A 24,525-nucleotide genomic window follows, 5' to 3' on the forward strand; every position below is an offset into this window, starting at 1 on the left:
CGGTGCTTCGGGTGTCCCGGGCTTCGTGTTAGGGCTCGGGACACCATGATGCGCTCGCTGCCCCTGCTCTTCGCCCTCTGCTCCGCTCCCGCGCTCGCGCAGCGCGTGCAGTTGACGACGCCCGCGGAGAAGTCCGCGTCCGGTGTCATCGCTCCGGAGGTGCTGCGCGCGCACGTGCGCTTCCTCGCCAATGACCTGCTGGAGGGCCGCGGTCCCGGCACACGGGGCGACGCGCTCGCGCAGGCGTACATCGCCGCGCAGTTCGAGGCGCTGGGGCTCAAGCCGCTGGGCACGGACGGCTCGTACCTGCAGCCCTTCGACCTGATGGGCGTCACCAGCAGCCCCAAGGCGTTGTCGTTCCATGCGCCCCAGGGCGCGGTGCACCTGAAGTTCCACGAGGACTTCATCGCCGTGTCCGGCGTGCAGGCCCCCGAATCGAAGCTGGAGGCGTCCGAGCTCGTCTTCGTGGGCTACGGCATCCAGGCGCCCGAGTACCAATGGGACGACTTCAAGGGGATGGACCTGCGCGGCAAGACGCTGCTCATCCTCAACAGCGACCCGGAGGATGACCCGCGGCTCTTCGCCGGGAAGACGCGGCTCTGGTACGGCCGCTGGGATTACAAGTACGAGCAGGCCGCGAAGCTGGGCGCGGCGGGCGCCATCATCATCCACACCACGCCGAGCGCGGGCTATCCGTGGCAGGTGGTGCAGACGTCATGGACGGGAGAGCAGTTCGAGCTGCCCGCCGCGGAGGGGCCGCGCCTCCAGGTGAAGGCCTGGACGACCGAGCAGGCCACGCGCCGGGTGTTGCAACTGGCGGGCAAGGACCTGGGCGCGCTGTGGGCCGCCGCGCAGCAGCGCGACTTCCAGCCCGTGCCGCTCGGGGTGACGGTGTCGTCGCGCCTCACCAACACGGTGCGCCGCAGCCCCACCGCCAACGTGCTGGCGCTGCTGCCCGGGAGCGACCCGAAGTTGTCCCAGGAGGTGGTGCTCTACACCGCGCACCATGACCACCTGGGCAAGAAGGAAGGCGGCAAGCCGGGCGAGGACACCACCTACAACGGCGCGCTCGACAACGCGTCCGGTGTGTCGGCGATGCTCAACATCGCCCAGGCCTTCAAGGCCCTGCCCAAGGCGCCGCGCCGCTCCATCCTCTTCGCCGCCGTGGCCGCCGAGGAGCAGGGGCTGCTGGGCTCGCAGTACCTGGCCGAGCACCCGCCCGTGCCTCACGGCCGGGTCGCCGCCAACATCAACATCGACGGCGCCAACATCCATGGCCGCACCCGCGACCTCACCGTCATCGGCCTGGGCAAGTCGAACCTGGACGCCACGCTGGTCGCCCTGGCGAAGACGCAGGGCCGGGTGGTGAAGGCGGACCAGCTGTCGGACCGGGGCTTCTTCTACCGGTCGGACCAGTTCAACTTCGCCAAGCGCGGCATCCCCGCCGCGTACTTCGGCAGTGGGATGGACTTCATCGGCAAGCCGGAGGGCTGGGGCAAGCAGCAGCGGGAGCTCTGGGAGTCGAAGCACTACCACCAGCCGTCGGACGAGCTGCGCCCGGACTGGGACTTTTCCGGCGCGGTGGAAGACGTCCGCCTGTTCTTCCTGCTGGGGGCCCATGTCGCCCGGAAACCGGAGCTGCCGCGCTGGAACAAGGGGGATGAGTTCGAGTCCGCCCGGCTACAGTCCCTGGAAGCGCTGAAGCGGCAGGACACTTCGAAGTAGCGCGGTCACGAACATCCGGCCTTCCCACCCGCGCGGTGTTAAGTCTCGCGGGTATGTCGGACTTCCAGCTCGTCAGCGACCACAAGCCCGAAGGCGACCAGCCGAGGGCCATTGGCGAACTCACGCAGGGCCTCCTGCGGGGCGACCGCTACCAGACCCTCCTGGGCGTCACCGGGTCGGGCAAGACGTTCACGATGGCGAACATCATCGCCAACGTGCAGCGGCCCACGCTGGTGATGGCCCATAACAAGACGCTGGCCGCGCAGCTCTACGGCGAGTTCAAGTCGCTCTTCCCGAACAACGCCGTCGAGTACTTCGTCTCGTACTACGACTACTACCAGCCCGAGGCCTACGTCCCGTCGACGGACACCTTCATCGAGAAGGACTCGTCCATCAACGACAACATCGAACGGATGCGCCACTCGGCCACCCATTCGCTGCGCACGCGGGACGACGTCATCATCGTCGCCAGCGTGTCCTGCATCTACGGCCTGGGCGCGGCCCGCAGCTACGTGGACCTGGCGGTGCGCGCGGCGGTGGGCGAGGAGATGGGCCGCGACACCTTCATGCGCAAGCTGGTGGAGGCCCAGTACAAGCGCAACGATTTGGACTTCCACCGCGGCACCTTCCGCGCGCGCGGCGACACCGTCGAGGTGTTCCCCGCCTACGAGGAGGAGCGGGCCGTGCGCGTCAGCTTCTTCGGCGACGAGGTGGAGCGCGTCACCGAGTTCGACCCGCTGCGCGGCGTGACGCTGGGCGCGCTGGAGAAAATCGTCATCTTCCCCGCCAGCCACTACGTGGCCGAGGAGGACGTGCGCCGGCGCGCCATCCAGACCATCCGCGACGAGCTGACCGAACAACTGCAGACCTTCAAGCGCGAGGGCAAGCTGCTGGAGGCGCAGCGGCTGGAGCAGCGCGCCATGTTCGACCTGGAGATGATTGAGCAGGTCGGCTACTGCAGCGGCATCGAGAACTACTCCCGGCACTTCTCCGGCCGCGCGGCGGGAGAGCCGCCGCCGTGCCTCATCGACTACTTCCCGCGCAACCTGCTGGTGATGCTCGACGAGAGCCACCAGACGGTGCCGCAGATTGGCGCCATGTACCGCGGCGACCGGGCGCGCAAGGAGACGCTGGTGGGCTTCGGCTTCCGCCTGCCCAGCGCGCTGGACAACCGCCCGCTCAAGTTCGGTGAGTTCGAGGAGCTGGTGCCCCAGGCCATCTTCGTCTCCGCGACGCCGGCCGAGTACGAGCTGCAGAAGTCGCAGGGCGTGGTGGTGGAGCAGATCATCCGCCCCACCGGCCTGACGGACCCGGAGGTGGAGATTCGCCCCGTGGGCAATCAGGTGGACGACCTGCTGGAGGAGGTGCGTCAGCGGGTGACTCGCAGCGAGCGCGTCCTGGTGACGACGCTCACCAAGCGCATGGCGGAGGACCTCACGGAGTACTTCTCCGACGTGGGCGTGCGCGTGCGCTACCTGCACTCGGACATCGACGCGATTGAGCGCATGGCCATCATTCGCGACTTGCGCAAGGGCGAGTTCGACGTCCTGGTGGGCATCAACCTGCTGCGCGAGGGCCTGGACATCCCCGAGGTGTCCCTGGTGGCCATCCTGGACGCGGACAAGGAAGGCTTCCTGCGCAGCCACGTCTCCCTCATCCAGACGATTGGCCGCGCGGCCCGCAACGTGAATGGCCGCGTCATCATGTACGCGGACAACGTCACCGACTCCATGAAGAAGGCCCTGGAGGAGACGACGCGCCGCCGCGACATCCAGCGCGCGCACAACCAGGCGCACGGCATCACCCCGCGTTCGGTGAAGAGCAACATCACCGACTTGTCCGAGCACGCGGCCTACGAGGCGGGTGACGTGGGCGCCCTGCCGATGGCGGCCGAGGGCGAGGACGACGTCCTCCAGCCGAAGGAAATCAAGCGGCTCATCGAGGAATTCACCAAGGAGATGCTCGCCGCCGCGGACGAGATGCAGTTCGAGAAGGCGGCCGAGTACCGCGACCGCGTGCAGCTCCTGAAGGACATGGACCTGGGGCTGAAGCCGGCGTCGCGCTCGCTGCTGCGGGCCCCGGCGAAGGCCGCGGACGCGGAGGCCCCGAAGAAGGGCCGGGGGCGCGGGGGCGGAGGACGCTCCACGCGGGCCCGGAGCCGCAAGTAGCCGGGGGCGGGCATGGACGCGAAGCTCCTGGAGAAGCTGGACGCACTGCCCACCGGGCCCGGCGTGTACCTGATGAAGGACCGCCGGGGCCAGGTCATCTACGTGGGCAAGGCCATCAACCTGCGCAGCCGGGTGCGCTCGTACTTCAACCGCACCGGCGACACGCGCGTCTTCGTGTCCTTGTTGGACCAGCTGCTGGGTGACCTGGAGACGGTTCTCGTCAGCAACGAGAAGGAGGCGCTGCTCCTCGAAAACGAGCTCATCAAGAAGCACCGGCCGCGCTTCAACGTCCTGCTCAAGGACGACAAGCAATTCATCTCGCTTCGCCTGGACCGCACCCAGACCTACCCGCGCCTGGAAGTGGTGCGCAAGTACGAGCGCGACGGCGCGCGCTACTTCGGGCCGTACTCCAGCGCGGGGGCCATTCGCGAGACGCTGCGGGTCGTCAACCGCTTCTTCCGCCTGCGCACGTGCACCGACCACGTGCTGGCCAACCGCAAGCGGCCCTGCCTGTTGCACCAGATTGGCCGTTGCCCCGCCCCGTGCGTGTACCCGGTGCCCCAGGAGGACTACCACCGCAGCGTGGACGAGGTGGTGATGTTCCTGGAGGGCAAGGCGGGGGAGCTGGTGGAGGGCCTGCGCCTGCGCATGAAGCGCGCCGCGCAGGAGCTGAAGTTCGAGGAGGCCGCGCGGATTCGCGACCAGCTCAGCGCCATCGAGCGGAGCCTGGAGCGCCAGAAGGTCGCCACCACCGACTTCAAGGACCAGGACGTCTTCGCCTTCCACCGGGAGGGGGACCGCATCCTGTTCTACGTCCTGTGGGTGCGGCAGGGCCGGCTCAACGGCGGGCAGGCCTTCCCCTTCGGCAGCCAGGAGTTCCCCGACGAGGAGCTGATCGCCTCGTTCGTCAACCTCTACTACGACCAGGGCAGCTTCGTGCCGGAGGAGGTGCTGCTGCCGCTGGAGCTGGAGGACGGCACCGGGGGCCTGGAGGCGCTCCTCACGGAGCGCAAGGGCGAGCGCGTGCGCGTCCTGGTGCCCAAGCGCGGGGAGAAGCTGGACCTGGTGAAGATGGCGGCGAAGAACGCCGAGCAGGCCTTCGTGGAGCGCCGCCGCACCAAGGACGAGACGGACACCGTGCTGTCCCGGCTCCAGCAGCGGCTGGGCCTGCGCAACTTCCCGCGCCGCATGGAGTGCTTCGACATCTCGCACTTCCAGGGGTCGGCCATCGTCGCGTCGCAGGTGGCGGTGACGGACGGGGACGCGGACAAGTCGCGCTACCGGAAGTACAAAATCAAGACGCTGGAGAAGCAGGACGACTTCGCCAGCATGTACGAGGTCATCTCCCGCCGGCTGAAGCGGGGCCTGGAGGAGCAGGACTTGCCGGACCTGCTCGTCATCGACGGTGGCAAGGGGCAACTGGCCAGCGCGCACGCGGCGATGAAGGACGTGGGCGTGGAGTCGGTGGACGTGGTGGGTCTGGCCAAGAGCCGCGACCTGGAGGTGTTCGACCGCGACGCGGAGAGCGCCCGGAGCCCCGAGCGCGTCTTCGTGGTGGGGCGCAAGGACCCCATCGTCCTGTCCCAGAACTCGGCGGAGCTGTTCATGCTCACGCGGATGCGGGACGAGGCCCACCGCTTCGCCATCACCTACCAGAAGCAGGTGCTGCGCAAGAGCCGGGTTCGTTCGGCGCTGGAGGACATCCCGGGCGTGGGGGAGACGCGGCGCAAGCAGCTGCTGCGGCACTTCGGTTCGCTCAAGCGGGTGGGGGACGCCTCCATTGAAGAGCTCGCGGAGGTCGTCGGACCGGCCCTGGCCGAACGCGTCCATGCGGGCCTCCACGGGCATCCAGAAGAGGATGCGGAAGATCCCGTACGGGAGGCTTCCCTTGACGACGCGCACGAACCCGTCGACGAAAAAACGCAGGGAGGGTCGCCACCCGGGGCAGCGTGATTAATTTCCGCTGCAGACCTGATGGGAAGTGCGCTGGAAGCGCGACGTTCCTGGGGTTTTTCATTGCGACTGGGCTCGGCGCTGAACTATAGCGGTTGACGATTCCGAGCACGTTTCACAGAGGGCGAGGGACCGACATGAGGCTGTATCCGAAGGTGATCCCGATCATCTCGCGCGAGGCCATTCAGCAGCTCATGCAGGACGGGGACATCGAGGTGGAGCCGATGCGCGTGGCCGACGCCGAGATGGACCTGTCAGCCATCATGCGTGAGTACCTTGCGAACGAGGAGCGTGTGAACCAGGCGACGCGTGAAGCGCTGGAGCGTCGCGGCTACGACTATTCCAAGTTCAACCAGGTGAAGCGCGAGATGGCGGACGTCCGCGGCTTCAAGATGGGCGACGAGGGCATCGAGTACGTCATCAACCAGATGATTGAGTTCCTGCTCATCAGCCGGAACGTCGAAGAGGTGTACTCGGCGGATAACGGGCTGCGTCAGAAGATCTTCGCCGTCATGAAGCGTCACCTCGACGTGGACGACGAAATCGACAAGGAAGCCCGCTCCCGCCTGAAGCACCTGCAGGAGGGCACCAGCGCCTTCGACATCGAGTACAACAAGACGGTCGAGCAGATCCGCAGGGCGCGCGGCCTCATCTAGTTCGCAGGGGTGGGGCATGCCGTTCCCCGCTCCGCTGCCTACCTTGTAAACCAAGGAGGCAGCGTCGATGGCGGGACCCTTCACCACGTTCGTTCTGTCCGGCTTGCTGGCGGCGGCGCCAGGCGGGTTCACGTTCGAGGGCCGCGAGGCCAGCGCGAGGACCGAGCAGCCAGACGGCTTCTTCATCCAAGGCTCACTTCCCTTCACGGACCTCGCCGAGCGCGGCACGGGGAGCGCGTCGCTGACGGTGGAGGACCGGGTGTCCCCTCCGGGCGCCACCTATGGCGACAAGGGGACGCTGGAGGCGTCCTTCCGGCTGGGGGCCACGGAGTACCGGGTGGAGCTGACGCGGCCTGGCTTCCCGCCGGAGCAGGGGCAGGGGGGCGCGGGTCCGCTTCCTCGCCCGCCTCAACATGCCATTGGCGGCGGCGTGCTGCTGGACGTCCCGCTCTACGGCGACAGTGGCCTGGGCTGGACGGCGATGACGCGCACCCACGCCGCGGTGGCGGTGTGGGGCGTGGGCAGCGTCTGGCGCAACGGGCAGCTGCTGACGGACACGGCCTTCGTGCACGCGGCGGCGCTGGCCGCTGGCGCGTACGCGGATGACGACACCCACCGGCTCCTGCGGCAGGCGCGCTACGACGACACGGAGCTCGTGGTGCTGGTGTGGAACCTCCCGCCGCGGGTCGAGCCGCGTGGCTTCATCCAGTTCGTGTTCGAGGACGTGGCCATCGACGTGGGCGGCATCGCGGTGAGCTCGCGGCCCTTCGTGGAGAACACGGGCAATCCGCCGCTGAGCTGGCGTTCGCTGACGCCGGTACCGCCCTCCGCCACGGTGGGGGCGCCCGTCACCGCTTCGCCTCCACCCGCGCCGTCGGCCACCGGAGCCACCGGAGGCAGCGGGACGGCGGGGCTGGACGGAGCGGCGACGACGGGGGCCGTCACGCGGGTGACGGTGCCGGCGACGGCTCCAGGAAGCCTGGTGACTACGCCCGTGCCGACCCCGACGGTGCCAGGGGCGCCGGTGACGCCCGAGGTCATCAGTGGGGAGCTGCCCGTGCCGACGGTGACGAACACGCCCGCGACATACTCGGGGCAGCTCCCGGTGACGCCGTTGGATGGGACCACCGTGGTGGTGGGGGCGCCCGGGAGTGGCACGACGACAGGGGCGTTCGCGACGCCGCCCACGTCCACCTTCGGTTCATTCACCGTGCAGCCGCTGGCGCCGGGCTCGTTCGATGCGTTTGTCGGGACGGGGCAGTCCAGCGCGGGAATCATCGCCACCGAGCCGCCGCTCAACTCGAATCCAGCCGTGCCGCTGCCGGGGCTGCTGACCACGCCCGCGCCGCTGAATGCCGGGCCTCCGGCGCCGTTGCTGGGGACGCCCGCGCCGCTCAACGCCGCGCCGGCGCTCCCGCTGCCGGCGACGCCTTCTCCCGTGTCGGGGCCCACGACGACCGGTGCTCCCGCCGCTCCCGCGACGACCGGTGCTCCCGCCGCTCCCGCGCCCGCCGCGCCTGGGCCTTGAGCGCGGATGGGCGTAGCGCCAAGGCTTCGCCCATCATGTTGGCGCGGCCACGCGCTGGCTGGGGGGCACCCTGCGGCAGTGGACAGGCGTTCGCGGCGGGGTTGGGACCGCCGAACCGACGCGGCTGTCAGCGGCTGCGCACCACCGGCGCCTGTGCCAGCCGGCTCATTCCCGCGGCCTGGGACAGGCGCTTGCGCAGCCGCACGACGGCGTCGTGGAGTGAATCCAGTTGCTGAAGGACGCGCAGGTCATCACTCGAGTCCACCAGCGCGGCCGGTGTCAGCGCTTCCGTGCGAAGCGTGTCAAGCAGGTCCGTGAAGTGGGCTTCCACCTCGCCAAGCGCGTCCAGACCCTCGCGGAGGTCATCCTCCAGCAGGTCCACGAGCACCGCCGCGTCCGTGCGCGCGGGCAGTGAGCGGGCGAGCTGCTCCACCGCCACCCGGACCGGGTCTGCTGCACGGCGCGACGGCGGAGGGGCGACGAGGGTCAGGGCCGGAGGGGGCATGGCCTCGACGCTACAGGCAGGTAGCACTCCGTCAATTTTCCAGTCAGGCCCGAAGCCCGGCGCACCGGCACATGCGCAGGCCCGTGGCACCTGGCCACGGGCCTTGGGTGTTGCGACGAGGTGGGGCCTCAGCCGCTCACCACTTCATCGTTTCCTGACCTTCACTCTTTTGGGGTTTCTCACCGGGGCGCGACACGGAGGTGAGGGTGGCGCGCACGGCGCCCAGGTCGATGGTGCCCACGGCGGCCAGCGGCAGGCGGCGCGCGTCGTCTGAAATCCAGACGTGGACTTCACGCTTCTGCTTGGGCCTGTCCAGGCGCACGGCGGTGCCCGTCATGTGCCAGGCCTTGAACTGGCCCAGCGGCGTCGTCACCTGTTCGCGCTTCACCACCGTGCCCTGCATGCGCCACATGCGACGCACGCCGTAGACATCGAAGCAGACCTGGAGGTTGTCCTTGAGGGGCAGTTGGCGCAGCAGGTAGATGGCCCCGGCCACGTCCAGGCCGTCCTTGTCGAAGGTGTAGTTGAACTGCCCCTTGGGGCGCTGGCCGTACTGGTAGTCCACCTTGACGGTGCGCTCCTTCTGGCCGAACGCGACGTCCACCTTGCGGCGCTGTTCGTTCTCCAGGGTGTCCTCGACGTAGCGCTTGGGGCGCAGCGTGCGAGGGTGGAGGTACGCGGTGGCGCTGCCGCGCACGCGCCGCACCTTGGAGAAGAAGGTGTTGGTCTGCGCCTCCACCTGGATGGGCAGGTGCCCATCCTTCTGCTTGTGGACGCGCATCGTCATGGTGCCCGCCTGCGCGCCCATGGCGTCGAGGTCGAACTCGAGCACCTCACCCGGCATGAACGCCATGGGCGTGCGCAGCGCCGGCAGCGCGGCGTCGCACGGCGCCACGGTGAGGGGCGCCGTGGGCTCCTCGGCCTTGGCGCTTTCGGCCTCCGGCGCGTCCGTCTCCGCGTCTGGCAGCTGGGCCCAGGCGCTTGCGCTGGACAGTGACAACAGGGCCGCGAAGAGGGTGCGCAGGGGGCTCATCCTTTTCCTTCCAGGGACTACGGGGTGCTCTGCGGCGTCTGACGGTCCGGGCGCTTCGCATATTCCGATTCCGCCCACCGCTTCCGGAGCCGGGCGGTGACGTCCTCGCGGACCGCCTCCCATTCTCCCGCATCCGCGTTGATGTCCCAACCGGTGCGCGCCAGCTTGCGCGCGGCCGTCCGGGCGAAGGCGGCGTCACCCAGCTCGGCGAGCAGCCGGAGGTACTCATAGTCCTCCAATCCGTCCCGGATGTGCTTCAGCCGCAGCGTGAGGATGGGCTGGTGGCCAGAAGGACCCACCCTGGCGGGTGTCCCCGGGTAGAAGAGGGTGCCGTCGCCGTTGCCGCCGAACTCGAAGACGTCCTTCCAGGGGTCCTTCTTCGTGTTGTAGGCGAAGACGGTGTCGAAATAGAGCTCGCCGTCCACGCCCGAGGAGAAGGCGAGTACGCCCATGGCCCGGTTGAGCGGGGCGGGGTGGTCCACCATGTACGAGGCCCAGCCGCTGTAGGCCTTGTCCACCGCCTTGTCCGCCGGGGGGCCGCCATTGCAGCCGTGTGAATTGCAGCTCTGGTACCACCACACCCGGGTGTCACCTGCCAGCCGTTTGCGCAGCGCGCTCGCCTCCACCACGCTGCGGCACGTCTGCGGCCCGGGCCGTGGATAGAAGCAGTTGAGCGTGGGCGTGAGGATGTCCGCCGAGCCGTTCAGCGCGTCATCCAACGGGCTGGTGACGAGCACGGGAATCGCGCCCGCCGCGCGCACCCGCGTGGACTGGGCCTTCACCAGCGGCACGTCTTCGGGCTTGGGTTCGTCCTTGGCGTAGAAGAAGAGCTGCGCGGGCCAGCCCTTCTCGCGGAAGTGCTCGGCGAAGGCGCGGTAGTACGCCGTCTTCTGCGCGTCCGTCTTCGCGTGTTTGCTGTCCCGCACGTCGGTGCTGGTGAAGCGCGCGCCGGAGGGCACCAGGCTGCCGTCCAGGAAGGGCGCCAGCTCCGCGTCGTACTCGCGCCAGTCCAGCACCGCGCGGCCCTTCTCGAAGCGCACCGGGGGCGGCGTCATGCTCATGCCGTGGGCGCTCACCCGGTGCTCCAGGAGCGCGCGTCCATAGTCCCGCAGCAGCTTGCGCGCCTGTTCCGACTCCGGCGCCACGCCGTGGCCCCGGGCGATGCTGTACAGCGACACACCGAAGCTGTTGGGCAGCGAGGACGTGGCGGGCAGGGCGAAGGGTTGTACCTCGGCGGTGAACGGCACCTGCCGGACCTTCGCGCCACCCACCTTCACGAGCAGCTGTCCCCGGTACGTGCCCGGCTCCTGCTTCTCCGGGGCGCACACCTCCACGTAGAAGACGGTGGGCAGCTTCGAGTCGTGTCCCGGCGCGTCCACCGGAACCAGCGCGTCCGGCCACGGGCCCGTGCGGCCCTGGCCGTTGGACGGCGTCTTCACGTCGATGAAGGCCTCGCGCCAGACGCTGGCCTTCAGCGCCGCGCCCGGCCCCTTCAGCGTCAGCTTCTCCACGGCGGGGCGCTCCACCCGGCCGGGAAGCGCCACCTGCACGGCCTCGCACTCACCGCGCGCAAGGCTGAGGCGCGCCTCCTTGCGTCCCTTCACTGCTTCGCCCGGCCGGACCTTGACCAGGGGCGACACCACCTGAGGCTCCTGCGTGGCGGACATCGCCGCCGCCACCACCGCCCACGCCCATCCTGCGCCCATCCGCCCCCTTCACTCTCCGGCGGGTGCTACCCGCCATTCTCGGCGCGGGCCACCGCCATGCTCCGGCCCGGCTTGTAGTCGGTTATCTCCGCGACGATGGTGCCCAGCGCGAACTCCGCCTCCACCCGCACCGGCACGTGGCTGGGGTCCGTGGTGAAGTAGACGAACATGTCCCGCTTCGAGGCGAGGTTGCCGCCGAACTCCGTCTTCACGCTGAGCTTGAAGACCTCTTTGTCGCCCAGCGCCGTGTCCAGGACTTCACGCCCTTCCACCTTCGCGCGGAGGGTGAACTGCTTGCTGCCGGTGAAGACGGGATAGGCATACTCCTGCCCCACGGCCAGCTCCCGGTTGCGCAACGCGAACGTCGCGCCCGTCACATCCAGCGTGCCCTCCGCCACCTCGCGGGTGGCCTCGTACGGGGACTCGCCTTCCTTCTGCTTCACCACGAAGGCCGTCTTGCCATCCGGCTCCATCTTGATGCGCTGCCGGCGGCGTGAGCCGTTCTCATCCGCGTGCAAGTCACTGCCCACCACGCGCTGGCGCTCCGGTTGCCAGTAGGACACGAACTTGTCCTTGATGGGCCACACGCCCAGCATGTCGTTGGAGCGTGCCACCGCGACGATGGGCCACACGTCCTGGCCCCACTGCTTCATGTGGGCGCCCACCGTCACCTGCGCGGTGCCCGCGGTGATTCCCAGGTATCTGACGCGGTAAGAGCTCTGCTCCCCGGGGCCGAACGCCGGGTTCACGGACTCCTGGGCCATGGCCGTCGCCGACCAGACCAGACCCGCGAACGCCGCCGCGAACCCCCACTTGGACTGCGTTTGCATCGGGTGAGCTCCCTCGCTTGGAAGTTAGGTAGCCTGGCCGCACCGCGCCAGACCCGGCTTGGAACCATTCCCGCCACCGCCCATTTCCACGGACGCGGTGGTTGGCCCGCCATTCAAATGAGGGCCGCTCACTGCACGGGGAGGCACACTTTCCCACGTCATGCTCCCGCGCGCCTCTTCCCGGCCAGGGCCTGTTCGCCCGGCAGGCGGGAGTGCCGCGCAGCGGCGTGTCCACGCCACGACACCGCTGGTAGCCTTCGCGCGGGGCAGCCCGCGGTGTCGGGCGCCATCCCGCAGGAGGGGCCCATGTCTGGTGGTGGCGGTTCTTTCGACTTCGACGATGACGAGAAGGAGTTCGCGCGTGGAGGTGGCAAGGCGCACAAGGACTTCGACTGTCCTTCGTGCAACGCCAACAACCCCGTGGATGAGCCGCTCGCCCATGGGGACGAGGTGCGCTGCCACTACTGCGGCTCCGAGTTCAAGGTCAGCGTGAACTCGGAGGGGCGGGTGAAGCTCAAGGAGATTTGAGCGCGCGCTCGCCGAAGATGGCGGTGCCCACGCGGACGACGGTGGCCCCTTCTTCAATGGCCCACTCGAAGTCATGCGTGGTGCCCATGGACAGGCCCGGCAGCCCGTGGCCCCGGGCCAGCTCGCGCAGGGACTGGAAGTCCGCGCGGGCCCGGGCCTCGTCCTCCGTGGGGGGCGGCAGCGCCATCAGCCCCACCGCCTGGAGGCCGGGCAGGGCGCGGACCCCTTCCAGAAAGGCGCCGAGCGCGTCGGGGGCCAGGCCGCTCTTGGTGGCCTCGCTCCCCACGTTGACCTCGACGTAGACGGGCAGGGGCGGGGCGTTTTCGCGTCGCTTCGACAGCTCGCGGGCGACCTCCAGCCGGTCCAGGGCGTGGAAGGCCCCGGCCGCCCGCGCCACGTACTTCACCTTGTTCGTCTGGAGCGCGCCAATGGCATGCCAGCGCAGGCCGTCCAGGTCCGCCAGCTCCGCGGCCTTGTCCCGCAGCTCCTGCGCGTAGTTCTCCCCGAAGTCGCGCTGGCCGGCGGCGTAGGCCTCGCGGATGAGGTCCGCGGGCTTCAGCTTGGACACCGCCACCAGTGTCACCGACTCCACGGGCCGCCCCGCGCGGGCGCAGGCCGCCGCCACCCGCTCCCGCACCGACGCCAGCCGCTCCGCCACGCTGCCACTCATGAGGTACTCCAGGGCAGGGCCACGCCGGCCCGCTCCAGTAGGGCCACCGTCTCACCCAGCGGCAGGCCCACGACGTTGGAGGTGCTGCCCTCCACGCTCGCCACCAGGAAGCCGCCCCGGCCCTGGATGGCGTAGGCGCCCGCCTTGTCCAGGGGCTCGCCGCTGTGCGCGTACCAGGACATCTCCCCGGCGCTGAGTGCGCGGAAGGTGACGCGGGTGCGGACCACCAGCATCTCCTCATGCCGGCCGGCCAGGGCCACGCCGGTGTAGACGTCATGCGTCCGCCCGGACAGGCGCGTGAGCATCGCCTGGGCTTCCTCGGCGTCCCGGGGCTTGCCCAGCAGCTCGGCGCCCAGGGCGACGGTGGTGTCGGCGGCCAGCACCCAGGCGCCCGGGTGGCGGGAAGCCACCACGCGGGCCTTCTCCCGGGCGAGCCGCCCGACGTAGGCCTCCGCCGCCTCGCCGGCATGGGGCGTTTCGTCGATGTCCGCCGCGGAGACGGTGAAACGGAGGTCCAGCTGTGACAGAAGTTCCCTGCGTCGCGGCGACGCCGAGGCCAGGACGAGCAACGTTTGATCTGCGTTCATGTGCATGTTACGGCTCGGCTCGGCCTTACCAGACTTGTGCCCCTGAGTGGACTCTACGGATGAATCCCGCGGACCTCCTGTCGGCCATGAAGCGGACAGTGGAGCAGCTGGCCGCCTTCAACGAGATGGCCAAGGCCCTGACGTCCACGCTCGAGCTCCGCGAGGTGCTGGCGCTGGTGATGCAGAAGGTCAGCAGCCTGCTGCTGCCTCGCAACTGGTCGCTCATCCTCCAGGACGAGCGCACCGGAAAGCTCTACTTCGAAATCGCGGTGGGTGACGGCGCGGACGTGCTCAAGGGCCTCCAGCTCAACCCGGGCGAGGGCATCGCCGGCGCCGTCTTCACGTCCGGCGCGGCGCGGCTCGTCCATGACGTGGGCGGGGACCCCAGCTTCTCGCCTCGCTTCGATGAAGCCTCCGCCTTCCACACCCGCTCCATCCTCGCGGTGCCGCTGCTGGCCCGGGGCCGGGTGCTGGGCATCATTGAACTGGTGAACGGGCCCATGGACCCGCCCTTCACCAACGAGGACCTCACCATCCTCACCGCCATCGCGGACTACGCGGCCATCGCCATTGAGAACGCGCGCAACTTCCGGCGGGTGCAGGAGCTGACGATTACGGACGAGCACACCGGCTGCTACAACGCCCGGCACCTGCGCGCCCTGCTGGACCAGGAGGTGAAGCGCTCGGAGCGCTTCAGCCACCCGCTGTCGCTCGTCTTCCTGGACCTGGACCACTTCAAGAGCGTCAACGACACCCACGGGCACCTGGTGGGCAGCGCCACCTTGAAGGAGGTGGGGGACCTGCTGATGACGTTGGGCCGGCAGGACCTGGACGCCGTCTTCCGCTATGGCGGCGACGAGTTCGCCATGCTGCTGGTGGAGACGAACCAGGAGGGCGCGGCCATCATCGGCCAGCGCGTCTGCGAGGCCTTTCGGGGGCAGGGCTTCCTCCACGAGCAGGGCCTGGACGTGCGCCTCACCGCCAGCGTGGGCGTGGCCACCTACCCGGACCATGCCTCGTCCGCGTTGGACCTCATCCGCGCGGCGGACTTCGCCATGTACGCGGCCAAGGGCCGCGGCCGGGACGCGCTCTGCGTCGCCGAGCCCATGGCGCCCAGCGGCGGCACGGGCTCCCACGAGTTCCCGGAGCGGTAGCCGGTGCCCCGGCCCGTGTGGCCGCGGCAGCCCGCAATGCGCGAGGGCCGGGGAGGGGAGTCCCCTCGGCCCGGCCCTCGGGGGGCGTCACGGTTGGACGCCGGGACTCACCCGGTGCCCACCACGGAGTCGATGGCGGCGGTGTTCGTGTTCACCGTGCCCTGCTCACGCAGCGCCTTGAGGAACGACTCCGTCAGCTCAATCTGCTTCGCCTGACGGGCCTGGGTGCGCAGCGCCTCCTTGCGCTTCTCGAAGCCCTCGGTGTCCGGCTTCTGGCGCTCCACCACCTGCGCCACCACGAAGCCCTCGCCCATGGGGAACACGCTGTCGAGCGCCTGCGGGGCGCCAACGGCGAAGGCCGCCTTCACCAACTCCGGCGCGGGGCCCAGGTGCGGCACCGCCTCACCCTCGGCGGTGAAGCTGTCCGTCTCCACGGCCTCCGGGCGCGTCTCCGTCTCGAAGCGCAGCAGCGCGGGCTGCTCCTTCTCCGGCGGGAAGAGCGTCTTCAGGGGCTGCCCCGACTTGACGGAGGCCAGCGCCTTCTCCGCCTCGGCGCGGGCCTGCTGCTTGGCGCGGTCCTGCTTGTAGAGCGTGGTGGCGATCTCGTCCTGGACGTCCTCGAGCTTCTTGTCCTGGGCGGCCTGCTTCTCATCCACCTTCACCAGGTGCACGCCGAACTTCGTCTCCACCGGCTGCGTCACCTCGCCCTGCTTCAGCGCGAAGGCCGCGTCCGCCAGCGCCGGCTCCCAGCTGCCGCGCTCCACCCAGCCCAGGTCGCCACCGCGCGCCTTGCTGCCCGGGTCCTCGCTGCTGTCACGCGCCACCTGGGCGAAGTCCTTGCCGCCCTCGATTTCCTTGCGCAGCGCCTGCGCCTTCTCCAGGGCCGCCTTCTTCTGGTCGGCGGTGGCCTCCGGGGACAGCTTCACCAGCACCTGCCGCGCACGGATGCGCTCCGGCTGCTGGTACACGAACCGGTTGGCCTCGAAGTACTCCTTGATCTCCTTCTCGTGCGCCTTCTTCCACTCGGCCAGCTGCGCCCCGGTGGGGGCGGGGACGTTGTCGGCGTACATGGCCGGCAGGAAGCGCGCGAAGACGACCTTCGCCTGGTTGCCTTCCTTCTCGAAGCGGGCGCGGACCTCGTCGTCCGACACCACCGCGTTGGCGCGCACCACGCCCATCATCTTCTGGGCCGCCAGCTGACGGCGCAGCTCCACCTCGAAGTCCTGCGGGGTCTTCCGGTAGAAGTCGCGCAGCACCTGCTGGTAGCGCTCGAAGTCGAACTGGCCCTCCTTCTGGAAGTCCGCGTTCTGGTGGATGAGCTTGCGCAGCTCTTCGTCGGACGGGGTGATGCCGTGGCGCTCGGCCGCCTGGGCCAGCAGCTCCGTGTTCACCAGGCGGTCGAGCACCTGGTTGTGCATGCCGAACTGGCGGGCGAGCGACTCGGGGACCGGGCTGCCCTGCGAGCGCAGGAAGCTCATCTGCTGGGCCCAGGCCGCCGCGAAGTCACGCAGCGGGATTTCCTTGCCGTTCACCGAGGCCACCGAACCAGGCGCCGTCGTCCCACCCGTGGCGCTGAAGCCGGTACTGCCCGGGCCGAAACTGAGCGTGAACACCACCGCGATGCCGATGATGAACAGGAGCGAGGCAACCTTCCGGGGATTCAGACCGTCCATTGTCGTCACTTCTGGGGCAAACGCGCCGAGAAAAGCCGTGCGGAAGGACTCGCGACGCGGTGTTGTTGGTAGCCCGGCCGGTGGGTGGTGGACCAGGAACCGCCCCCCATGCAGGCCTTGACTGCCTAGGATAACGCACCGGAAAATGCAAGCGATTTAGAGCCCTTAGCCAGCCCCTGCTCCCCCGTCACACCCCCGGAAACTCCTGCCTGTGTGGTCGCTCCTGAAGCGGTACTACCGCCCCCTCATCGTGGGCTTCCTGCTCCTTTCGCCGCTGGTGGCCTTCCTGCTCGGTGGCCGCAAGGCCAGGGAACCCAACTTCGTCGACCGGGCGGTCATCGCCGTGGCGTCCCCCGTGCAACAGGGGCTGACGGCCCTCATCGAGGGTGGGGGCGCTGGGGTCCAGAACTACCTGGACCTCCGGGGCGTGCGGCGGGAGAATGACGCGTTGCGACTGGAGAACCTCCAGCTGCGCGCGGCGGTGCAGGCCCTGGGTGAGTCGCGGATGGAGAACGAGCGGCTGCGCAAGCTGCTCAACTACGCGGAGGCCGAGCCCGGGCCGGAGATCCCCGCGCGGGTGGTGGGCGTCAATCCGGTGGCGAAGCTGCTGTCGGTCCGCATCAGCAGCGGGGAGGATCAGGGTGTCTTCCGCGGCATGTCCGTGGTGACGCCGGACGGAATCGTGGGACAGGTCATCCGGGCGACGGGCGGGTACGCGGATGTGGCGCTGGTGACGGACCCGCAGAGCCGGGTGGCGGTGCGGGTGCAGCGCTCGCGGGCCCGGGGCACGGCGGCGGGAACCGGAGGCGGCCCCCTGAAGTTGGAGAACATGCTGCGCACCGAGGATGTGGAGGACGGTGACCTCATCATCACCGCGGGCACGGACGGCATCTATCCGCCCGGCGTGGTGGTGGGACGCGTGACGAACCTGGAGAAGAAGGAGCATGGCATGTTCCAGGGCGCGGACATCGTCGCGGCGGTGGATACGAGCAAGCTGGAAGAGGTGTTGGTGGTGGGCAGCCCCTACAGCGCCATGGCGCCGGGCAGCACCGCGGAGGGCGCGTCGAAATGAAGTTCCTGGTGTCTGTCGCACTGGCGCTGGCGTTGCTCACGCTGGAATCGGTCCTGGTGAAGCAGGCCGGCCTGGAGCTCGGCCGGATTGACGTCACCGTGGTGCTGGTGGCGTTCCTGGCCCTGCGGGCCTCGCTGTTGGAAGGGGCCTTCTCCGCCTTCTCGGTGGGGTACCTGCTCGACCTGATGAGCGGGCAGCCCACCTGGCTCTACACCTTCCTGGCCGTGTTCATCTTCCTGGTGGGCCGGCTGGTGCCGACCTTCGTGGAGGTCCGGGGCCCGCTGGCCTTCGCCTTGTTCGCCATGGGCGCGGACGTGGGCCATTCGCTGCTGGCCACCTTCTTCACCTGGCTGACGGTGAAGGAGGACGGTCCGGGCCCGCTGCTGGCGGAGCTGCCGCTGCAGGTGGCGCTCACGGGCATCGCGGCGCTGGCGCTCTATCCGTTGCTGCGGCGCTTCGAGGCGTCTCAGGAGCGGCCCGCGGGGTTGCTGCGGTGACGCCACCCACCTTGGGCAACACGACGCCGGGGCGCGAGCTCAAGCGGCGCTTCCTGTGGCTGGGCCTGGCCATGGTGCTGGGCCTGGGGCTGCTTTCCATCCAGCTCTACCGGCTGCAAATCACCCGGGGCGAGGAGTACGCCGCCAAGAGCGTGGCCAACTTCGTCAAGGAGGTGCGGCTGCGCGCCGACCGCGGCGTCATCAAGGACGCGCGTGGCACCATCCTGGTGGACAGCCGTCCGTCCTTCGACGCCTTCATCACCCCGGCCTTCTGCACCGACTGCTACGAGCAGGTCATCCCCCGCCTGGGGGAGCTGCTCCAGTGGGATGCGGACCAGCGCAAGAAGGTGGAGGACCTGGTGCGCATGGGGCGGCGCAACGCCCCCTTCCAGCCGGTGCCGGTGCGCGTGGACCTGTCGCGCGACGAGTACGACAGGCTGGCCGCGCGCCGGGACATCCTGGACGGCGTGGAGGTGGCGCCCGTGCCGCACCGGCACTACCGCACCAACGCCGTGCTGTCGCACGTGCTGGGCTACATGAATGAAATCACCCAGGAGGAGCTGGAGCGCCTCAACGGCGACGGCGCCCGCTACGCCCTGGGGGACTACATTGGCCGGCGCGGGCTGGAGCGCTACTTCGAGCAGCGGCTGCGCGGCACCGACGGCGTGCGCAAGGAAGTGGTGAACGCGCGCGGGCAGACCATTGAGGAGCTGAACGACAAGCTGGGGGACAACGCCGTGGTGGCGCCGCGTCCGGGCAACAACCTGGTGCTGTCCATCGACATGCGGCTGCAGGAGGAGGCGGAGCGGGCCTTCCCCGGCGTGACGGGCGCGGTGGTCGCCATTGACGTCAACACGGGCTTCATCCGCGCGCTGGTGTCGCGCCCGGGCTTCGACCCCAACCTGCTCACCGGCCGCGTGACGCCGGCGCAGATGGTGCTGCTGTCGCGAGATCCGCTGGACCCGATGATCAACCGCGTGGCCGCTGAACACTACAGCCCGGGCTCCACCTTCAAGGTCATCACCGCCCTGGCCGCGTTCAAGTCGGGCGCCTTCCGTCCGGAGACGGTGGTGAACTGCCCCGGGGGCTACCGCCTGGGCGCGCGCACCTGGCGTTGCCACAAGGACGCCGGGCACGGGCACATGGATGGGCTCGCCGCCATGAAGACGTCATGCGACACCTGGTTCTACAAGGTGGCGGACACCATCGGCCTGGACCCCATTGGAGAGATGGGCAAGTCCCTGGGCCTGGGCAGCCCCACGGGCGTCAACGTGGTGGCGGAAGTCCCAGGCATCATGCCGACCAGCGCCTACCACGACAAGGCGTCGCCCGGCGGCTACACCAAGGGCATGGCGCTCAACAGCTCCATTGGCCAGGGCGACAACAACGTCACCCCGCTCCAACTGGCGCTGGTGTACGCGGCCATCGCGAACGGCGGCACGCTCTACAAGCCGCAGATGGTGAACCGCCTGGAGAACCTGGACGGGCAGACCATTGAGTCGTTCCAGCGGGAGGTGGTGCGCAAGGTGGACCTTTCGCCCACGCACCTCAAGGCGGTGGTGGAGGGGCTGGTGAAGGTGGCGCACGAGCCGGGCGGCACCGCCTACCGCGCGCGCATGAATCACATGCGGGACAAGGACATCCTGGTGGCATCCAAGACGGGCACCGCGCAGGTGGCCCGGCTGGGCGCGATTCGCTTGAAGACGCACCAGATGAGCTTCTTCGAGCGCGACCACGCCTGGTACGCGGGCTTCGCGCCGGCGGACAAGCCGGAGCTGGCCATCGTCGTGCTCAACGAGCATGGCGGCCACGGTGGTTCGGACGCGGCGCCCACCGCGATGGCGGTGTTCCAGAAGTACTTCGATTTGAAGAAGCTGGACGCCACGGCGCCGCCGCCGCGTCCCAACCAGCCTTACACGCCGTCCTCCGTGACGCGCGCGCCCGGTCCTGACGAGGCGGCGCTGACGCGGGGGGTACGGCCACCGGCCCGGCTGCCGGGCGACGACGAGGAACGCACGCGTGCAACTGCGGATTGAGCGGCGGATGGTGCCCCACATTCCCTGGGGCCTCATCTTCTCCGTGCTGGCGGTGTGCGCGCTGGGCATCTGGAACCTGGCCTCGGCGTCGCGGCCCCCGCACTCGCCCGTGTGGGGTTCGCAGATGCTGTACCTGGGGGTGAGCATCACCGCCGTGCTGGTGGTGTGCCTGGTGGACTACCGGTGGATTCAGCGCATGGCGGTGCCCATCTACGTCACCAACATCCTCCTGCTCATCGCGTTGCGGTTCTTCGGACACACGGCCAAGGGGGCCGAGAGCTGGTTCGCCATTGGCCCGTTCCGCATGCAGCCCGCGGAGTTCATGAAGATTGGCGTCGTGCTGATGCTGGCCAAGGTCTACCACGACGACTTCCAGCCCAATGAGCCCTCCTATGGCCTGACGCGGCTGTGGAAGCCGCTGCTCGTCGTCCTCGTCCCCTTCACGCTGGTCCTGGTGCAGCCGGACCTGGGCACCGCGCTGATGATTGGCCTGTCGTCGCTCACCATCATCCTCTTCGGCAAGGTGCGCTGGTACCTGGTGGCCACGCTGGTGACGGCCGTGCTCGCCGCGGGCATCGTCATCTGGAACGACTACATCCGCGACGTGCCGGAGCCTCGGCCCACCATCGTCCGGCACCACCTGAAGAAGCACCAGAGCCAGCGCATCTCCGGCTGGTTGGACCCCGAGGCGGACCTGCGCGGCAGCGGCTATCACGCGGCGCAGTCGAAAATCGCGGTAGGCAGCGGCGGCGTGTCCGGCAAGGGCTGGCGCGAGGGCACCCAGACGGGCCTGCGCTTCCTGCCCGAGCAGCACACCGACTTCATCTTCTCCGTGTGGGCGGAGGAGCATGGCTTCGTCATGTGCCTCGTCCTGCTGGTGCTCTACGGCGCCATCTTCATCTTCGGCCTGGGCGTGGGTTTCAACGCGCGTGACAGGTTCGGCGCCTTCGTCGCCGTGGGCGTCGTAGCGATGCTCTTCTGGCAGGTGTTCGAGAACATCGGCATGGTGATTGGCCTGCTGCCGGTGACGGGAATCACCCTGCCGTTGATGAGTTATGGCGGCTCATCCCTGCTTTCCGTGATGCTCAGCATCGGCTTGCTGGTGAACATCAGCATGCGCCGTCACATGTTCTGAGAATTTCCGGATTTATCCTCGCGGGCCGGCCGCAAGCGTTTCTCGGCGCGCGGCATGGGGTGGTGTATGAATCACCCCACCAACGCACGGGGAGGGCGAGTCCTCCCGGGCAGATGAGGACGCGTCATGCAGAGGAAGGGTGGCCAGAAGGCAGTCGGGAGCACGCGGGTGGAGGCGCCGGTGCGCGCGCCCGCGCGAGCGTCAGCGCCGGCCGCGGCGCCGGCGAAGGAGGTCCGCCCCGCGGTGGTTCCGGCGCGTCCTGGTGGCAACGTGGCGGCGGTGAGCCCCGAGCCGAGGCCGGCCTTCTCGCCGTTGATTGAGATGAATCAGGGCGAGGCCGAGCACCGCCACTTTCCCCGCGCCCAGCTCGCCACGCGCTTCGAGGTCTGGGTGGATGACGAGGCGGGCGAGCGCCGCTTCGAGGCGAGCCTCGTGTCCGTCAACGTCAGCGTCAGCGGGGCGTTCCTGGAGAGCACCTTCTACCTGCCGCTGGGCACCGTGCTCGGCGTGCGCTTCGCGCTGGAGCCGGGCGCCGCGCCCGTGCAGGCGCGCGCGGAAATCGTGCGGGAGGAGCGGGAGAACGGGCCGGAGGGCCGCAGCGGCTTTGGCGTGCGCTTCCTCGACTTCAGCGGTCAGACGGAGGTGGCGCTGGCGCGGCTCTTCGTGGGGATGCGGCTGAGGGCCTTCGCGGAGGACTATCTCAAGTCCCAGCGGGCTCGATCGCTGCCCAATGAGGTGGAGCGCGTCGTGGACGTGCTGGCGGCCTGGGAGCTGCTCAAGGCGACGTCGTCCGTTTCCGACCCCTGGCAGGGCTGAGGCGTTGGACCGGTCATCGCCCAGGGCCGTGGGCGGGTGTCCGGTGGGCAGGCACTCAGGCCGACTTGCCGCCCGAAATCTGGCGGCGGCGTTCGGCCTGATAATGCGCGGAGCACAGCCCCTTCGAGCGCTGCTCGCGAGTACAGCCCTCCATCGTGCAACGGCGATCCATTGAAACCAGGTTGGCGCCCGCCATCACCTTCGGCGGCCGGCCGCGGCGCCGGCCCGCGGTGAGCGCGGTGGAGCTGGGCGAGGCGCTGCCCAGCCTGGGCATCCCGTCGTTGAGCGCGCGCAGCATGCCGCGTCCAATGGCGTCTCCCAAGGCTTCGGCCCAGTTCACCATGGCCGGCGTCAGCGGGACGGTGGACAATTCTTTTCGTGGACGTGCCATGAATACTCCAAGTGAAAACAGTCAGCCAACACAGACACTGCTATGTGCCTATTTGGCGGTTGAAGTCATCGCTGTCAATACAACCTTGGAGGGTCTGTCTTGACTCGTAAACGATCTCAGAAAATTGATGACAAGACTGCAAATGGATACGTGTTTCCCGTATGTCCTCACGGCACTGTGACACTCGCAGCGGTCGACCCGTCTGTCTCGGCGGGTGAATCCGCGAAGTATGAGAAGACGCTCAAGACGCTCCAGGAGCGCGTCTTCGCGCTGCAGATCCAGAACTACCTTGCGGGGCGGAAGGCCGTCGTCGTCTTCGAGGGCTGGGATGCCTCTGGCAAGGGCGGCGCCATTCGCAGGCTCACCACGCTGATGGACCCGCGTGGGTACAAGGTCTGGCCCATCTCCGCGCCGTCGGAGGAAGAGCGCAGACACCACTACCTGTGGCGCTTCTGGCGCAAGACGCCGGGCGCGGGCGAGGTCTGCATGTTCGACCGGAGCTGGTACGGCCGGGTGCTGGTGGAGCGGGTGGAGGGCTTCGCGAAGCCGGCGGAGTGGCGGCGCGCCTACGATGAAATCAACGCTTTTGAACACATGCTCACCGCGGACGGTGTGCGGATGGTGAAGTTCTTCATCCACATCGACAAAAAGACGCAGCTGCAGCGGTTTCGCGAGCGCGAGGCGGACCCGGCCAAGCGCTACAAGCTGGGGGAGGAGGACTGGCGGAACCGGGCGAAGTGGAAGCGGTACGAAGCGGCCATCCAGGAGATGCTGGACCGCACGCACCGCCTCGACGCGCCGTGGCACGTGGTGCCGGGAAACGACAAGCGCTACGCGCGGTTGGAGGTGCTCCGCCGCTGCGTGGAGTTGCTGGGCTGAGACAGGCGGCCGCGGGGGAGGGCGCGAGGAGCGCAGCAGGCGCGCTCTGTCGCCCGGCCCCGCGGCGGCGATGCTACGTCAGGGCCTTCTTCACGGCGTCTTCGATGCGGGCCTTGGGCACCGCGCCGACAATCTGCTCCACCACGCGGCCGCCCTTGAACAGGAGCAGGGTGGGGATGGAGCGGATGCCGTACTCCTGCGGCGTGTCCTGGTTCTCATCGATGTTGAGCTTGGCGAACTTCACCTGGCCCTTGTACTGCGAGGCCAGCGCTTCGATGGAGGGCGCGATGGCGCGGCACGGCGCGCACCACGTCGCCCAGAAGTCCACCAGCACGGGCTCCTGGGAGTCCAGGACCTGCTGCTTGAAGTCGCCATCCCCGATGTTCGTCACGTCCGCGCCTGACATGGTGTCTCCTCGTGCCCTGTCCGGGCACCGCCGCCGCGTCCTGTAGTACGCGTCCGGTGGGCCTGCAAGGATCGGCCGACCATCAGCCAATCTGGCGGCTCAGATGCGGCTGGGTGGCGCCTGTTTCAACCATTTCCCCCAAGCGTCCCCCCGGCGGCGGGGCGGCTGGTGTAAGCTGGCGGGCGTGACGAAGCTCTTCCTGCCCCAGGCCCAGCTCGAGGAGTGGGCGCTGGCGGACAAAGCAGACCTGCGCGAAGGCCGGCTGGTGGTGATGGCGGAGGGCGGCGTGACCTTTCCCGTCACGCCCGCGGTCCACTTCGTCCAGCTCGTGTCGGGCGAAGACACCCAGGGGTTGGTGGCCCGGGTGAAGACCGAGGAGCAGCTTGCCCGACTGGGTGCCGAGCAGATGGCCGACTCGGTGCTGGTGGGGGACAACGCCTATGAGGTCGTTCCAGGGTATGTAGCGGAGGTCGCCGCCGGCGCGCCCAGGCCAGAGGGCGCGGATACGAAGCCTGACTCTGAAGCAGACCTTCTGGCTGCCTTCATCCTCAACAAGATGGGCTGATTCGTCCGTCTT

General features: G+C 68.9%; 23 protein-coding genes. 14 read left to right on the forward strand and 9 right to left on the reverse strand.

Features of this window, described 5'->3' with window-relative positions:
- The first annotated feature begins 45 nt into the window (after window positions 1-45).
- The 5 genes from KGD87_RS02275 (at window position 46) to KGD87_RS02295 (ending at window position 8,030) form a co-directional block, all read left to right on the forward strand.
- Window positions 46-1,725, forward strand: coding sequence for a M28 family metallopeptidase (locus KGD87_RS02275; protein ID WP_502887995.1), 1,680 nt, complete (start codon window positions 46-48; stop codon window positions 1,723-1,725).
- Between the two features lie 53 nt (window positions 1,726-1,778).
- Window positions 1,779-3,893 carry an excinuclease ABC subunit UvrB gene (uvrB, locus tag KGD87_RS02280; RefSeq protein WP_284665932.1) on the forward strand — a complete coding sequence of 705 codons (2,115 nt, stop codon included), beginning with the start codon at window positions 1,779-1,781 and terminating at the stop codon, window positions 3,891-3,893.
- Between the two features lie 12 nt (window positions 3,894-3,905).
- Window positions 3,906-5,846 carry an excinuclease ABC subunit UvrC gene (gene uvrC, locus KGD87_RS02285; RefSeq protein WP_284665933.1) on the forward strand — a complete coding sequence of 647 codons (1,941 nt, stop codon included), beginning with the start codon at window positions 3,906-3,908 and terminating at the stop codon, window positions 5,844-5,846.
- A gap of 137 nt (window positions 5,847-5,983) precedes the next feature.
- Window positions 5,984-6,502, forward strand: coding sequence for a DUF507 family protein (locus KGD87_RS02290; protein WP_013939209.1), 519 nt, complete (start codon window positions 5,984-5,986; stop codon window positions 6,500-6,502).
- A 67-nt stretch (window positions 6,503-6,569) separates the two neighbouring features.
- Window positions 6,570-8,030 (forward strand): hypothetical protein, encoded by a 1,461-nt coding sequence (locus KGD87_RS02295; protein ID WP_284665934.1) that lies wholly within the window; start codon window positions 6,570-6,572, stop codon window positions 8,028-8,030.
- Between the two features lie 127 nt (window positions 8,031-8,157).
- On the opposite strand, the gene KGD87_RS02300 is transcribed toward KGD87_RS02295, so the two are convergent.
- The 4 genes from KGD87_RS02300 to KGD87_RS02315 all read right to left on the reverse strand — a co-directional run bounded on the left by KGD87_RS02300 (window position 8,158) and on the right by KGD87_RS02315 (window position 12,104).
- Window positions 8,158-8,535 (reverse strand): hypothetical protein, encoded by a 378-nt coding sequence (locus KGD87_RS02300; protein WP_284665935.1) that lies wholly within the window; start codon window positions 8,533-8,535, stop codon window positions 8,158-8,160.
- Between the two features lie 136 nt (window positions 8,536-8,671).
- Window positions 8,672-9,568, reverse strand: a complete 897-nt coding sequence (locus KGD87_RS02305; protein ID WP_284665936.1) for a DUF3108 domain-containing protein — start codon at window positions 9,566-9,568, stop codon at window positions 8,672-8,674.
- Between the two features lie 17 nt (window positions 9,569-9,585).
- A complete protein-coding gene (locus tag KGD87_RS02310; protein WP_284665937.1) occupies window positions 9,586-11,274 on the reverse strand; it encodes a DUF4091 domain-containing protein in 1,689 nt (562 codons plus the stop codon).
- Between the two features lie 26 nt (window positions 11,275-11,300).
- On the reverse strand, window positions 11,301-12,104 hold the full coding sequence (locus KGD87_RS02315) for a DUF3108 domain-containing protein (RefSeq protein WP_284665938.1): 804 nt from the start codon (window positions 12,102-12,104) through the stop codon (window positions 11,301-11,303).
- 306 nt (window positions 12,105-12,410) lie between these two features.
- Between KGD87_RS02315 and KGD87_RS02320 the strand changes: the two genes are divergently transcribed.
- Entirely contained in the window at window positions 12,411-12,632 is a 222-nt protein-coding gene (locus KGD87_RS02320) for a hypothetical protein (RefSeq protein ID WP_163780073.1), read from the forward strand.
- On the opposite strand, the gene KGD87_RS02325 is transcribed toward KGD87_RS02320, so the two are convergent.
- Both KGD87_RS02325 and KGD87_RS02330 read right to left on the reverse strand, forming a co-directional pair.
- On the reverse strand, window positions 12,619-13,302 hold the full coding sequence (locus KGD87_RS02325) for a YggS family pyridoxal phosphate-dependent enzyme (RefSeq protein ID WP_284665939.1): 684 nt from the start codon (window positions 13,300-13,302) through the stop codon (window positions 12,619-12,621). The genes KGD87_RS02320 and KGD87_RS02325 overlap by 14 nt on opposite strands.
- On the reverse strand, window positions 13,299-13,895 hold the full coding sequence (locus KGD87_RS02330; protein ID WP_284665940.1) for a Maf family protein: 597 nt from the start codon (window positions 13,893-13,895) through the stop codon (window positions 13,299-13,301). Before KGD87_RS02330 ends, KGD87_RS02325 begins: the two co-directional genes overlap by 4 nt.
- A 53-nt stretch (window positions 13,896-13,948) precedes the next feature.
- On the opposite strand from KGD87_RS02330, the gene KGD87_RS02335 reads away from it, so the two are divergent.
- Window positions 13,949-15,043, forward strand: a complete 1,095-nt coding sequence (locus KGD87_RS02335) for a GGDEF domain-containing protein (protein ID WP_284665941.1) — start codon at window positions 13,949-13,951, stop codon at window positions 15,041-15,043.
- Window positions 15,044-15,150: 107 nt separating this feature from the next.
- On the opposite strand, the gene KGD87_RS02340 is transcribed toward KGD87_RS02335, so the two are convergent.
- The gene (locus KGD87_RS02340; protein WP_284665942.1) at window positions 15,151-16,716 is read right to left on the reverse strand and encodes a peptidylprolyl isomerase; all 1,566 of its coding nucleotides are present in this window, start codon (window positions 16,714-16,716) and stop codon (window positions 15,151-15,153) included.
- Between the two features lie 211 nt (window positions 16,717-16,927).
- Here KGD87_RS02340 and mreC point away from each other — a divergent pair, with 211 nt between their 5' ends.
- The 5 genes from mreC to KGD87_RS02365 all read left to right on the forward strand — a co-directional run bounded on the left by mreC (window position 16,928) and on the right by KGD87_RS02365 (window position 22,272).
- Window positions 16,928-17,788 (forward strand): rod shape-determining protein MreC, encoded by an 861-nt coding sequence (mreC, locus tag KGD87_RS02345; RefSeq protein WP_284665943.1) that lies wholly within the window; start codon window positions 16,928-16,930, stop codon window positions 17,786-17,788.
- Window positions 17,785-18,285, forward strand: coding sequence for a hypothetical protein (locus KGD87_RS02350; RefSeq protein ID WP_350101255.1), 501 nt, complete (start codon window positions 17,785-17,787; stop codon window positions 18,283-18,285). The genes mreC and KGD87_RS02350 overlap by 4 nt, the downstream gene beginning before the upstream one ends.
- Window positions 18,282-20,321, forward strand: coding sequence for a penicillin-binding protein 2 (gene mrdA / locus KGD87_RS02355; protein WP_284665945.1), 2,040 nt, complete (start codon window positions 18,282-18,284; stop codon window positions 20,319-20,321). The genes KGD87_RS02350 and mrdA overlap by 4 nt, the downstream gene beginning before the upstream one ends.
- 7 nt (window positions 20,322-20,328) lie before the next feature.
- Window positions 20,329-21,456: a rod shape-determining protein RodA gene (gene rodA / locus KGD87_RS02360; RefSeq protein ID WP_284668754.1), complete on the forward strand. Its 1,128-nt coding sequence runs from the start codon at window positions 20,329-20,331 to the stop codon at window positions 21,454-21,456.
- 126 nt (window positions 21,457-21,582) lie between these two features.
- Window positions 21,583-22,272 carry a PilZ domain-containing protein gene (locus KGD87_RS02365; protein ID WP_284665946.1) on the forward strand — a complete coding sequence of 230 codons (690 nt, stop codon included), beginning with the start codon at window positions 21,583-21,585 and terminating at the stop codon, window positions 22,270-22,272.
- A 55-nt stretch (window positions 22,273-22,327) separates the two neighbouring features.
- On the opposite strand, the gene KGD87_RS02370 is transcribed toward KGD87_RS02365, so the two are convergent.
- Window positions 22,328-22,663, reverse strand: coding sequence for a hypothetical protein (locus KGD87_RS02370; protein ID WP_284665947.1), 336 nt, complete (start codon window positions 22,661-22,663; stop codon window positions 22,328-22,330).
- Between the two features lie 177 nt (window positions 22,664-22,840).
- Between KGD87_RS02370 and KGD87_RS02375 the strand changes: the two genes are divergently transcribed.
- Window positions 22,841-23,542, forward strand: a complete 702-nt coding sequence (locus KGD87_RS02375) for a polyphosphate kinase 2 family protein (RefSeq protein WP_284665948.1) — start codon at window positions 22,841-22,843, stop codon at window positions 23,540-23,542.
- Between the two features lie 73 nt (window positions 23,543-23,615).
- Here KGD87_RS02375 and trxA read toward each other — a convergent pair whose 3' ends face one another.
- Window positions 23,616-23,948 carry a thioredoxin gene (gene trxA / locus KGD87_RS02380; protein WP_163780053.1) on the reverse strand — a complete coding sequence of 111 codons (333 nt, stop codon included), beginning with the start codon at window positions 23,946-23,948 and terminating at the stop codon, window positions 23,616-23,618.
- 103 nt (window positions 23,949-24,051) lie between these two features.
- Here trxA and KGD87_RS02385 point away from each other — a divergent pair, with 103 nt between their 5' ends.
- On the forward strand, window positions 24,052-24,513 hold the full coding sequence (locus tag KGD87_RS02385; RefSeq protein WP_350101259.1) for a hypothetical protein: 462 nt from the start codon (window positions 24,052-24,054) through the stop codon (window positions 24,511-24,513).
- Window positions 24,514-24,525 lie beyond the last annotated feature (12 nt).

The sequence above is a fragment of the Myxococcus sp. SDU36 genome (assembly GCF_030168875.1).
In the GTDB taxonomy this organism is placed as follows: domain Bacteria; phylum Myxococcota; class Myxococcia; order Myxococcales; family Myxococcaceae; genus Myxococcus; species Myxococcus vastator.